Source organism: Candidatus Woesearchaeota archaeon (assembly GCA_016214075.1).
Classification (GTDB): domain Archaea; phylum Nanobdellota; class Nanobdellia; order Woesearchaeales; family DSVV01; genus JACRPI01.
In genome coordinates, this window is record JACRPI010000003.1 from 14,646 (window position 1) to 27,748 (window position 13,103).

Below are 13,103 nucleotides of genomic sequence, written 5' to 3' on the forward strand. Positions count from 1 at the left end.
TAACCCTGTTCTTTTTTTGAAACTCGCGAGTATATAATAATTACGAAAACTAACTTGTAATGATCACATCTGCTTCACACATATCACTGTCTGAATCACTCTCTACAGAGAGCTGCATTTTATATGTTGAAGCACTCGTAAAGCTGTGCGTGTTCACTGAAGATGCACCATATTCTTCTGTTCCGTCCCCAAAACTCCATGTATATAGGGTAATATCTCCAGTACTCGCAGAACCATCAAATATTATTTCTTCACCCACTACTCCACCATACACTGTTGCACCACAATCAGCATAGACATATGTAAAAAAAGCACCAGGTGTTACTGCTGTTATTCCTGAAATGAATATAGATGGACTTTTTTTATAACTTGTTGATCCACCTAAGGAACTTGCTAATGCACTTGTCATCATACTCTGCGCAGTTATTCCTAAAGCACTCATTGTTCTTGCTCCCGATGATGCATCTACTACTTCTAAGACAGCCCTTCCACTTTTAGCCAGATCAGCACTTGCGACTAATGCCTCTCTCGACTCTAACTCCACCATAGTATGCGCTCCTAACTCTACTCCCGATATTATTGCTGTTTCACACACTCCTAAAGAAGGATTACAAAATTCATCTGTATCACACGCAATTCTTTCCGCCGCGACATATCCACTCTCATGACAATAATATTCAATAACACTTTCTCTGTCTGGCGCACAACGATCTGGCCAATCTGTAATATCAGTAAAATCATAATCAGATGCTCCGCTAATTGTTCCTGCTGTGTATGGATCATTTGCTTCATCTGTATCCACGCACCCTGTTGCTGGCGCTTCTTGACATGTATCAGTATACGGAGCGCACACTTCATCATCAGTGCAATCATCAGCAGACATGCATCGCGTTCCTTCTGTTTCTTGACAGATTCCTTCGCTACAAATCATCCCATCATCACACGCAACAAATTCCGCAGTAATGTAATCACTTTCTTCATCACAATAAAATTCCCACGAACCTGTTCCATCATCTGCACAAATGTCTTCTTCACCTTCTGCTTCTTCGCCATCTGCAAACGAAAGACCATAAATTTTACCGAGCACTGTTGGATCATTTGACACATCTGTATCTGCGCATGATGCTGTTGGCTCTGTATAACAGATATTGTACTCTGGGAGGCAAACTTCATCTTCTGCACACTCTGCGTTTGAAGAACAAGTGGTGACCGTAATCTCTTCTACGCATGTTCCTGCAATACAATATCCTTCTGAGCAATCGTCCTGTGATGCACATATCTGTTCTGCATTGCATTCCGAAGAATCAAACGCTGTTGCGCGAGTGACATAATATCCTACCCCATACGACGCGAGCTGACATTGGTATGCTTTGTCTTCATCACACACAATGTCTTCTTCACCAACACAGTCTGCTGCTAAACCTGTTGAAACTCCACCGTATGAACACGTTTGCGCTGTTAAGAAAAAAACAGTGAGTATTGAGAGGAGTACAATTATTACTTTATTCATTTTTCACCTATGAAACTGTTATAGTTACAGTTTCTGTATCTGTCACGCCATCATTATCCGTGACTGTTAATATGACCGTGTAACTTCCTGCTGAACTGTACGAATGTGTTGGTCCGGAACTTGTACTGCTATAACTATCGCCAAAGTCCCACGAATAACTGCTAATACTTCCGTCGCTATCTGTACTTCCTGTGCCACTAAAGGTGACTGTTTCATTCACAGAAACACTCGCATTCGAAGGGCTTACTGTAATATTTGCAACAGGCGCGGTATTTGTCACATAATCTTCTCTGTCAAATGTGATGTTGAAATATTCTTCATTATTATCTTCATCGCTTTCATTAATCACATCATCAACATCCACTTCCACAAGGAAAAGGACAAGATATGTTTGCGCTGCACTGTTTGCATTAAAATAATCTTCCGGATTGTACTCAATTTCTATTTCTACTTCTACTTCTCCTTCATCGTCTGGCTCAAGACCATCGCTGAACGTTGCCTTGACATCATCTACCTTTGTACTGTTATCTGTTTCATAACTACTGAGTTTTACCCTAAACGAATCGTTTGCAGTTATGTTTCCTTCATCATCATTCTTGAATGTAATAGTGAATGTCGCGTCATTGCCATCAATGCTCTCAAAGTCAAGATCTTCTACTGTCAAATCAGGACTTGTCGCTGGCTCAAGATCATTAATCGCTTCTTCTATCGCTTCAACTTCTGTTGTCTGCTCTTCGATGTATGCTTCAATTTCTGTTTTTGCCGCGTCAACAGTCAATCCGATATTCGCGATTTCCGCATTTGTTTCTACCGCATCAAGATCGTCTTCATACCCCGCAAGCGTGTCTTTATATGATTCTAACTCTGTCACGACATCGTCTAACGCATCAATGTCTTCCTGGATTGCGGCAATATCTTCATCACTCGCGTCTGCCACGTCCAAACTTGTTTGCAACGCGTCAATTTGATCGAGGAGTGTTTCGATTTGTGTGTTCAAGTCATCAATGGTGTCTTGAATTTCTTGCGTTGCAGAAGTATCAATCTCTTCTTCCTCTTCTGTACATGCATTCTCTGCGCAGACATACCCGTCTGGACAATGACTATCTTCTGTACAATCTACTGGTTTGCACGCGCTGTCTTCACACACTTCTTTTTCTGCGCAATCCGCGTCTGTTGAACAAGTTTCACAATCTTCTGGACAGACACCCCCTTCTTCTGATGGCTGACAAACAGTGTCCCCACAGATATCTTTCTTGAGTTCCAAATCTTTTTCTTTCATATCACAATCATCCAAACAATATGCTTTATCATCTTCCACTAACATACATTCTTTGAAGCATGCTCGCTTTTCTTCGAGATCATCAGCATTATCTCCGCCATTCTTACAGCTGGAGAGGAAAAGCAATGCCACAAGCATTACTGAAAATAAAAAGACATATTGTTTTTTCATGATTTCACCTTATACGCATGCACCATTATTGCATGCTGTTCCTGAGGGACAATTATAATTCTTTGATGTTGCAGTACCACCTGATGTGCACGTCCATTCTAACAAAGTCACATCATCACAATTACTTGTTCCAGTACCATCTTCCTCATAACAGTACACTGGCCATGAAGAAGTTGATGTTTCACATTCATCTGAGTTTTGTGTTCCAGTATTTGGTGCACTTGAAGAATATGAAAAAACTGTTCCTTGTGTACTGAGATCAATACTACCATCATCATCATAACATTCTGTATAATCGCTACTATCTGTTGGATCTGTCTGCGTATAATATTCAAATAAATCTCTATATCCATCACCATCAGTATCTGCTTTCAAATAACTTGTTTTGTACCCCAACGAACTATCTGTTTCATAGCCGTTCTTTATACCATCACTATCTGAGTCTGTTGTTTTACTGATTGATGCGATCTTCGAGAAGGTATCGCTTTTGATACTACTTGATCTTGCGGAAATTGCTTCACCTGAAACATCATCTACTGGAGCGGATATTCCACTCGCGATAAGCGTTAGAATACCAAGCACTGCAACAACACCGACAATTGCAACCAATAAGAGTTTTAGTTTTTCGTCTTCCATTTTTTCACCTTAACTTGATTCATCATCGTCATCATATCCACTGCAACTTGTATCTGTATAAGAAGAATCACCACTATAATCCCAACTTCCATCCCCATCATTGTCTTCACCATCAGAACATGCTGCGACATAACAACTATACGCACCAAATGTGGCATTGCACAACTCATACGCACTGCTGTCACAATAATCATCATTCAAACATTCAGGAGAATCTGCATCTAACGGATCACTGCCATAAGTAATAATCTCTTCATAGTCTGTGGAAAGATCTCCTTCTGTATCACTATCTTCAGGGTTTGTATCATTCTCATGCTCATCCGCATCACTGAGACCGTCATCATCAGAATCATCATCCAATGGATCAGAAGTATAAAGAACACCATACGATGTTTCTAAACCCATAACTTCTTCATAATCAGATAATCCATCATCATCTGTATCCACATCATTAGGATCTGTTCCGTATGTTATTTCTTCATCATCAGTTAATCCATCTCCATCTGTATCTGTAGTTGTATCTTCTTCTGTTTCCAAACAATCTGCGATGTCATTCGCATCATCATCAACAGTGTCATCTTCTTCATCACAAAGATCGCAGCCATCAGGAACTGTATCGCTGTCCGCATCTGCTGTATCATCATAATCTTCACAAACATCATCTCCGTCTGCAACGCCATCAGCATCCGCGTCGGCAACTTCCTCTTCTACAGTCACTTCGATTGTACACTCATCTGTATTTCCGTCCTCATCAGTAATTGTTAATATTGCATCGTAGGTTCCTGCTGTGTCATAAGAATAATCATAGGTGACAGAACCTGTATCCTCACTTCCATCACCATCTACATCCCAAGAATAGGTTAATGTTCCTGAACCACTGCTTGCTGAACCATCAAAAGAAATTTCATCCCCAAGCGTTGCAGTGTATGTTGTATCACCACAATCTGCTGTCGCAGTTGTCGCTTCTGACTCAGAGTCGCTGCACTCATCACAATATTGACCACCACAATCAACATCAGTTTCATCTCTGTCCATAATGCCATCTTCACAATAATCTCCTGTGTAGGAAACAGTAAATCCACTGGAACAACTCTGCAAGAAAAGAACTACTAATACTAGAATTGAAATAAAATATTTTGTTTTCACTGAAGCCACCTCATTTTGAAAATGATCACTATTTACGAATATCTCCCTCGTTCTGAAGAAAATAGTATATAAACATTACGAAAATAGCTTTTTTGTCCTTACAATGGCCTTCTTGTTAGATTAATTTTGCTGTTAAGAGAATAAATACAAATTCCTAAAAATTCGCTATCCCAATCGCAGCAGAGCTGCGGGGCACTAAAAAATGAATTTTTTGTGCATGAAAACTTCGTTTTCACAGTATTAGCGAATTTTCTTAACGGAATTTGTGTTATTACGCTCATGGGTATCGAATCCGTAGCAAGCTACGGGGTATTATTTCGAGCTATGCTCGTAATACTACGAACCTTCGGTTCGAAGTAAACCCATTCGGTAATAAAAAGGTTTGGGGATTCTCAAGCGCTGCAAGGCGATTAATGAGAATGGGTGAGCAAGAAAAGATTTTGTTTAGGATAATTGAAAATATTCCTTAAATGAAGTTTTATGCTCTACTTCAAAGCATGCGTTTATCTTTTCAACAGGATCTTTGCCAAAGATTTTAAGTGTACTAGATATTCTTTCTTCATACTCTTGCAGCGTTATTTCTTTTTTGTCATACTTCATTTTTGTTTCAAGCAAGTTCTTTTCAACAGCAAAGTATTTTGTTTTTGTTTCCACAGAAAGAAGATCGGACAACAGATATCCTCGCTCAGGCATTTCTATGTTCAATATATTATACGCTTCTTTGAGGAATGCATTCTTTATTTTATTTCGAATTTCTTTGCATATTTGTTTTTCTTTTTCCAGTTGTTCATCTGACGCTTCTTTTCCTAAAGGTTTTGCAACGACTTCCATGTATATTTTCGTTTTTGGCTCTGTTCCCGAAGGACGCACAGTGATTTTCATGGATTCTACATTTTCTACTGGATCTAATTCAAATACGAGAACGTTTCTTGACGCTGTGTCTGTCTCTGACAAATGTTTTCCGCCGTCCCATTTGTCAGTAAAACCTTTCACAAAAAATTCTCCAATTTTTTTTGGCTTTTTTGCTCTGAATTCATTTTGAATCATTGTAATCTTTTCAATCCCTGCTGCTCCCTGCATAATTAATGATGCCAAATAATTCTCCGCATACCCATACTCTTTGTAGATGTCATCAAGAAATTTGACGATTGTTTTGTTTTGCGGTTTTAGTTTTTCTGCAAGCTCCGCAAGCACTAACGCTGCTGCTGCTGCGTCTTTATCTCTGCAATATGTTCCCACAAGATACCCATGACTTTCTTCAAGCCCAAGTAGGAAGTTTTTTTCTTTTTCTTGTTTTTCTAATTGCGCAATTTCATTTCCCACATATTTGAACCCAACCAGAAGATCATTGATTATGCTGATTTCGTTTTTTTCGCACATTTTTGTGAGCAGTGAAGAAGTGACTGCTGTTTTCGCGACAATTTTATCTGCCGCGTTTTGTTCTTTTGCAACAAGCGCCGCAAGCAGAATTATTCCTATTTCATTTCCGTTGAGGTATTTCCATTTGCCATTGTGTTTTGCAGCGACGCCCAAACGATCCGCGTCAGGATCTGACGCGAAAATAATATCGCACAATGCCGCTTCTGGATTTGTATAGCACGTTTCAAAGGATTCCGGAACTTCTGGATTTGGAATGTTAAATTTGACATTTGTAAAAAAACCATCTGGTGTTTTTGTCGCATTGTCTTCAATGACACTAAACCCTGCTTCTGTTAGCGCTTTGAAAATACTTGTCGAACCGACGCCATGCAATGGGGTATACAAGATTTTGATACTCTTGTTGTTGATTTGTTTTGTTATTTGCGCCGCATTTCTGACTGCCGCAATATACGCGTCATCTATTTCTTTTCCTATCTTTCTTATCAGATTTGCATTTGCTTCGCGATTGATTGTTTCCACTGCGTTGACTGTCTCCGCAACAACCTGATCTTCAGGAGGAATTAATTGCGATCCGTCAGCGCCGTAGATTTTTTTTCCATTGTCTTCTTTAGGATTGTGGCTTGCGCTGATGACAATTCCCGCGACTGCGTTGAGATGAGGAACCGCAAACGACAGTTCTGGTGTTGTGCGAATATCTTCGAAGATATAAACAAGAAGTTCATTTGCAGTGTAGACTGCCGCCGCTGCTTCTGCAAAATCTTTTGAAGTCATTCCTTTAACTGGATTCGGGAGGTTTGGATTGTAGACAGTTGTTTCTGGATATTTTCTACAGTCATACGCAATAACAACGCCTCGCTCTTTTGCATCTGGATATTTTTTGAGAAGATAATTACTATGCCCTTGCGCAGATGCTTGGAGGGTCCACGTGTTTATTCTGTTTGTCCCAATTCCTACTGGTCCACGTCTTCCTCCTGTTCCAAAAGGGATCACTTGATAAAAACTGTCGAGGAGGAGTTCGAATTTTTTATTTTCTATTAAATAGAGAATTTGTTCTTTGTAGTCTTTGAATTCTTCTTTTGTCAGCCAGCGTTGGATATTTTTTATTGCCGCGATTTTGTAGAAATTAGAAACTTGGAGATGAGAAAATCCTTCTTCAATCTTTTGTAAAATATTCACTTCTTGCATATTCGCTCAACTGCTTTTGAATCGCCTTATCGCTTCTGAATCTCTAATCCTTTTTTTATTTTAATAATAAATATTTGAAGATACTTTTTCTTTATTAGTGCGTGTTCAGTGTGTTGGTGCGCGTTTTTTCTAAATAGATCAAATAATATCGTTCCACTTTGCCATCGCGTCTTCATAGCGCTCAAGAGTTCCCGTATCAAACCACTGTCCTGAAAATGGAAATCCAAACAGTTTTCCATCTGTCGCAATCTTCGGAAACACTTCTCTTTCAATTGAACTCGCGCCTTTTGGGACAAGATCCAACACAGATGGTTCAAGAATATATAATCCCGCGTTAATCAGATTGGACGGCGCAGTTCCCGCCGCAGGCTTTTCAATAAATTCCTGAATTTTACTGCCCATCAATTTCGCAACGCCATACTGACTCGGATCCGCGACTGTCGTCAACGCGAGTGTTGCCGCCGCGCCATTCTCTTTATGGAACAAATACATTTCATTGAGATCAATATTTTTTAATTCATCTGCATTGCACATCACGAACGTGTCTGTGAGATACTCTCGCGCGAGATTGAGCGGACCTGCTGTTCCGAGTGGATCTGTTTCTTCGACGTAGGTGATGTTCACACCAAATCGCTTTCCATTACCGAAATATTCCTTTATTTTTTCTCCTTTATATCCAATGGAAATAATAATGTCCGTAATTCCATGCTTCTTGAACAAATCTAATGTGTGCTGAAGGATGGGTTTGTCGTGAAGCGGAACAAGCGGTTTTGGAATTTCATTGGTGATTGGCTTTAATCGTGTCCCTTTTCCACCCGCAAGAATAAACGCTTTCTTTGGTCTTGTTTGATCCATTGCTTTCATTAATAATAATTCTACTGCGTGCGATCTGTTCTTTATTTTGAATCCATCGACTTGTTTGTCGACGCTTTCGAGAATACTTTGTTCTACTGTTAATGTTACTCGCTCTTTCATTGTATGCAAGAATTATGAAGGGTATATAAAAGTTATGAAAAAGTATGAGGATGTGTGATAATTGTGCTTATCCAAACAACGCATCCAATGTATCGGTGACTTTTGCCATCTGCGCTTCGACATACGGCCTCGCTAATTTACCAATGTTGATACTTTTTTCCGTATGACCTGTGAGAGTAAAGAAAGCGAGATACGACGCATCTGCGTCAACCTTGATGTCCATAGTCACATTTTTTCCCGCTACAATGAGCACCATTGTTTCCTGATCTGGAACCCACTCAATCTCATCATTTAATGAAAACGTTGCTGTTTCTCCCGCAGGGATTTTAATTGTTTCAATAGTTCCTTCCAAAACAGTTTCTTCTTTTATTGTTCCAACATAACGAATTTCTTTGATTGTGACGGGAATTGCACTTGGATTGGAAAGGACGCCTTCTCCTTCGATTGTGAACTGGAGATTTCTATTCATACCCACTTCTGTTATTTCAAAGTCCTGCATTTCGACGGAGTTTAACGCGTAGAGTTGGTAGATGGGGAAGAGAAGGACAAGAAATATGACGCTTGCAATAAGAATTATTTTTTTCATTGAAGAAATAAAATGTTATCAGAATAAAAATGTTTGTGATTTAAGTAAACGGTGAAGCACACAAAAACAACAACAATGGCACAGACGGTCTTGTCGCTTCGCTCCAAGCCCTACTTCGCAAACCACAACCCCTCACTTTGTAAGGGAACGTGGTTTGCTTCGTCTGGCCATGTTGTTTTTGTGTGAAACGCACAAGGTCGAACGTTCCTGTGAGACCTTGTGCGTTAAGACGCGAGCATTTGTCGAGCGTCTCTTTTTTTATAAGAAATATTCTTAACAAGGTATATTAAAAATATGATCCACTATCAGAAATAATTTCTCATAAAAAACTGTATGATGATCAGAACGATAAAGACGGTCACCAGACCAATCAAGCCAAGCCACAGCAATGGTTTATAGCCGACAGAAAGTTTTGGGATCGCGAATTTATTCACAATACCTTGCAAAATTAACATGAACGCAACAAGAATAAATAATGCGCTTAATCCGAAATTCACCAGAAGCGCGACATAAAGATTGGATAGAAGAATGTAATTGGTGTGTATCGTCGCATATTCTGGCACAATTTCTCCACGCGCAAGCTCCGCGCGCTCTAACCCGCTGAGTTGATCAGACGCAGTTTGTGTAAATTGGATATGCGACGCAGCAAAAAGATTACTGAGATACACTGTCGCAATAATCAAAAAAATTCCCAGTGTTATTTGTGTGACTCCAATGATTCTTCGTAAATCCGCCATGTTCCCCTCTTTTGTCATTGCATTAGGATAAAACCACTATAAATACGTTTGGATTTGTCGTGTCGAAAACTATATAAGCATCTTTTTGTTACATCACAAACAAGGTCATATATATGCAATACAACAGAACAGGATTGCCCCGTTTTGAAAAAGTACCAGAAGAACCGCCGCATTATTCTATGTATTTCTGGATGGCACTTGTTGCAATTCTTTTTGCACTATGGTTTTTTGCTTGAGAATTATTTTCTTAATAATGCCGCGATATCTGATCCATAGTGTGTTGCAATCTCCTCTTGCGTACAATCACCCAATTCATGCGGAAAGACAAGCCATTGATCTGTTTTATGAATAAAATGATCGGGTTTTCTCTTGGATTTATTTCTCTCTGGTTTGTAATACACTGTCGCAACACGAATATTGTCAGGGAATTGATCACCAGTTGCTCCTTCAAACATCAGAAAAAATTGATCTATACTTCTTCCCGAATCCCAAACATCATCAACAACTAAGACATTGTCGTCTTTTCTTGTCACTCCTGCAAGCGAATCAAGTCCTTGCACTGCAACACGAGCACGAGGCTTATCAGCGCCATCTTTATATCCTCTTGTAATAACAGGAATATAATCCGCACGAACACCAAGCACTTTCAGCGCTTCATGAACATACAATCCAATAGGAGATCCACCACGCCACAATCCAATAATTCGGTTTGGCTGATAGCCCGCATCATATAATTGCCGCGCAACTGCAACAGCATCTCTACGTAAAGAATCAGGAGTAATAAAGAGTTTTTGTACTTCTTCTGCCATACATAAGGAAGGAGATTTGCCTATTTATTGTTTTCGCTAATTTTTTTAATAAAACATTTAAAGCGCGCAAAAACCACTTTTTAAAGGGATAACTGATGCGACTGTACGAAAAACTGGGCTACGACAATGACGCGATTCGCGAGATTCTTTTAACACTCGCAGAAGGCGCACAACACGTAAGCGCGCTCTTTCATCCTGAAAACAGAAAATACGCAGGCACTATAAACAGTACCGGCGACCTTCAAGTGCAGATGGATGTTGCTGCTGATAATTTATTCTTTGATCTGTTCAAACAAAAAAACAATGTGCGCAGTTTTGCGTCAGAAGAACGCGAAGAAATCACGCGTTTGAATGAACACGCGCCGTACTCTATCAGCATTGACCCGCTTGATGGCTCTTCTCTTGTTGATGTCAATCTTTCTGTCGGCACTATTCTTGGTATTTGGGAAGGAGAACTCCTTACTGGGAAACTTGTCGCAGCAGCATACATTGTTTACGGACCAACGACACTTTTAGTTTATAGCACTGGAAACGGCGTCCATGAATTTATGCTCCAAGGAAATGAGTTTATGCTTGTGCAGGAACATCTTCGCATGAAAGAAAAAGGAACTCTTTATAGTGTCGGTGGCTTGCGAACACAATGGCTTCCTGCGCACCGCGCGTATATTGAATCTCTTGAACAAGAAGGCTACAAATTGCGTTACAGCGGTGGATTAGTTCCTGATTTTCATCAAATCCTTCTCAAAAAAGGAGGCGTGTTTACGTACCCTGCACTCGTTGACAGCCCAGGCGGAAAACTTCGTGTGCTCTTTGAACTTTATCCTTTCGCATTTATCGCAGAACAAGCAGGAGGAAGCGCGACCAATGGGCTTCAACGCATTTTAGAAATTCCCGTTACTAAAGTTCATCAAAAAGATGGCATTTACATTGGCAGCACCCTTGAAGTGGAAAAAGCCGCGCGATTTTTGCGTGGCGTCCATACAGCGCAAGGACATTCATCACTAAAAACTGGGAAAACTACTGATCAGCATTGCGAGGGGAAAACTATGACAACTGAATGCACAGAGAAGAAATGTTCTGATCGAAAAGTATACGTTCCCGCAGATGTTCCTGCTGGAATGGTGCAACGATACATCGATAACTATTTGACTATTACTAAAAATACAGGACGATTATTTTTGTTTGCTGGTGATCAGAAAATAGAACATCTTAACGATGATTTTTTTGGGCCCTTCGAAGAAGGAACTATTCCTCTCGATGACGCTGATCCTGAACATCTTTTTAGAATTGCTTCTTCTGCAAAAAAACACATCGGTGTTTTTGCCAGCCAATATGGATTAATCGCGAAATATGGACGATCTTATATTGATGTTCCTTACTTAGTCAAGATGAATTCTAAATCTCATCTTGTCAAAACAAAACAAGCAGAACCCGTGAGTAGCGCGCTTGTTTCTTTCAAAGATGTTCTTTATTTGAAGAAGAACAGTGGCTTGAACATTGTTGGATTGGGATACACCATTTATGTCGGCAGCGCTCGCGAAGATGAAATGTTCGCAGAAGCTGGACGATTGATTGCCGCTGCGCACAGACATGGGATGCTTGTGGTATTGTGGATTTATCCTCGTGGAGCAGCTGTTCCTGATGAAAAAGATCCGCACATTATTGCTGGCGCTGCTGGTGTTGCATGCTGCTTAGGAGCGGATTTTGTCAAGGTGAACTACTGCAAGAAAGAAGGCGTTCTTAGTGAAGAAGCGTTCAAAGAAGCAGTGCTTGCTGCCGGAAGAACTGGATTAATTACCTCTGGTGGTGGAAGTACTGATGTTCGCAAATTCTTGAACACATTACACAAACAGATTCATGTGAGTGGCGCTTCTGGAAACGCGACAGGCAGAAACATTCATCAGAAAGATTTGGCTTCTGCATTGAAAATGTGCGCTGCTGTTGCCGCGATTACATACGGCAATAAAGACGTTGATTTCGCGATGAAGGTTTATGAAGGAAAAGAGCAGTTTTAGGTGAAAACATGAAAATTTTTGTAGATACAGCAGACGTTGCGGAAATTAAACGGTTGAATGATTTAGGTATTATTGATGGCGTCACGACCAATCCTTCTCTTGTTTTGAAAGTGGGGAAGAATTTCAAAGACGTTGTTTCTGATATTTGCCAGATTGTTGATGGACCAGTGAGCGCAGAAGTAATCGCAACGGATTTTGACGGCATGATTAAAGAAGGACAAGAATTAGTGAAGATTCACAAGAATGTTGTGGTCAAAGTGCCGATGACTCCTGCTGGTGTCAAAGCAATCGCATGGTTTTCCCGTCATGGCATTAAAACAAATTGCACCCTCGTGTTTAGCGCAAACCAAGCATTATTGTGCGCAAAAGCAGGAGCAACCTATGTCAGCCCATTTATTGGCAGACTTGATGACATTGGTCAAACAGGGATGGATTTGATTGTGGAAATAAAACAGTTGTATGAAAATTATGGATTCGCAACACAAATTCTTGCCGCTTCCATTAGGCATCCTATTCATGTCAAGGAAAGCGCACTTGCTGGCGCTCATGTCGCAACGTGTCCACCACAAATTATTGATCAGCTGTTTAAGCATGCGCTTACTGATTCTGGATTGCAGAAATTCTTGGATGACTGGAAAAAGATTCCTGAGGAATTGAGAAGGATTGTTTGAGGA

General features: G+C 40.2%; 11 protein-coding genes. 2 read left to right on the top strand and 9 right to left on the bottom strand.

Annotated elements, in window-relative coordinates; genetic code table 11:
* Nucleotides 1-49 precede the first annotated feature (49 nt).
* From HZC31_00480 to HZC31_00520, 9 genes are all read right to left on the bottom strand, one after another.
* Nucleotides 50-1,510 carry a PKD domain-containing protein gene (locus tag HZC31_00480; GenBank protein ID MBI5001840.1) on the bottom strand — a complete coding sequence of 487 codons (1,461 nt, stop codon included), beginning with the start codon at nt 1,508-1,510 and terminating at the stop codon, nt 50-52.
* A gap of 7 nt (nt 1,511-1,517) precedes the next feature.
* On the bottom strand, nt 1,518-2,960 hold the full coding sequence (locus HZC31_00485; GenBank protein MBI5001841.1) for a PKD domain-containing protein: 1,443 nt from the start codon (nt 2,958-2,960) through the stop codon (nt 1,518-1,520).
* A gap of 9 nt (nt 2,961-2,969) precedes the next feature.
* Complete coding sequence (locus tag HZC31_00490) at nt 2,970-3,596, bottom strand: hypothetical protein (GenBank protein MBI5001842.1); 627 nt, start codon at nt 3,594-3,596, stop codon at nt 2,970-2,972.
* 9 nt (nt 3,597-3,605) lie between these two features.
* Nucleotides 3,606-4,742 carry a PKD domain-containing protein gene (locus HZC31_00495; protein MBI5001843.1) on the bottom strand — a complete coding sequence of 379 codons (1,137 nt, stop codon included), beginning with the start codon at nt 4,740-4,742 and terminating at the stop codon, nt 3,606-3,608.
* 444 nt (nt 4,743-5,186) lie between these two features.
* Nucleotides 5,187-7,307, bottom strand: a complete 2,121-nt coding sequence (locus HZC31_00500; protein ID MBI5001844.1) for a phospho-sugar mutase — start codon at nt 7,305-7,307, stop codon at nt 5,187-5,189.
* Nucleotides 7,308-7,445: 138 nt separating this feature from the next.
* Nucleotides 7,446-8,282, bottom strand: coding sequence for a nucleotidyltransferase family protein (locus tag HZC31_00505; protein MBI5001845.1), 837 nt, complete (start codon nt 8,280-8,282; stop codon nt 7,446-7,448).
* A gap of 67 nt (nt 8,283-8,349) precedes the next feature.
* A complete protein-coding gene (locus HZC31_00510) occupies nt 8,350-8,868 on the bottom strand; it encodes a hypothetical protein (GenBank protein MBI5001846.1) in 519 nt (172 codons plus the stop codon).
* A gap of 305 nt (nt 8,869-9,173) precedes the next feature.
* Nucleotides 9,174-9,623: a hypothetical protein gene (locus tag HZC31_00515; GenBank protein ID MBI5001847.1), complete on the bottom strand. Its 450-nt coding sequence runs from the start codon at nt 9,621-9,623 to the stop codon at nt 9,174-9,176.
* Nucleotides 9,624-9,844: 221 nt separating this feature from the next.
* The gene (locus tag HZC31_00520) at nt 9,845-10,414 is read right to left on the bottom strand and encodes a hypoxanthine phosphoribosyltransferase (GenBank protein MBI5001848.1); all 570 of its coding nucleotides are present in this window, start codon (nt 10,412-10,414) and stop codon (nt 9,845-9,847) included.
* Between the two features lie 95 nt (nt 10,415-10,509).
* Between HZC31_00520 and HZC31_00525 the strand changes: the two genes are divergently transcribed.
* Nucleotides 10,510-12,429 (top strand): hypothetical protein, encoded by a 1,920-nt coding sequence (locus HZC31_00525; GenBank protein ID MBI5001849.1) that lies wholly within the window; start codon nt 10,510-10,512, stop codon nt 12,427-12,429.
* Nucleotides 12,430-12,437: 8 nt separating this feature from the next.
* Nucleotides 12,438-13,100 carry a fructose-6-phosphate aldolase gene (fsa, locus tag HZC31_00530; protein MBI5001850.1) on the top strand — a complete coding sequence of 221 codons (663 nt, stop codon included), beginning with the start codon at nt 12,438-12,440 and terminating at the stop codon, nt 13,098-13,100.
* Nucleotides 13,101-13,103 lie beyond the last annotated feature (3 nt).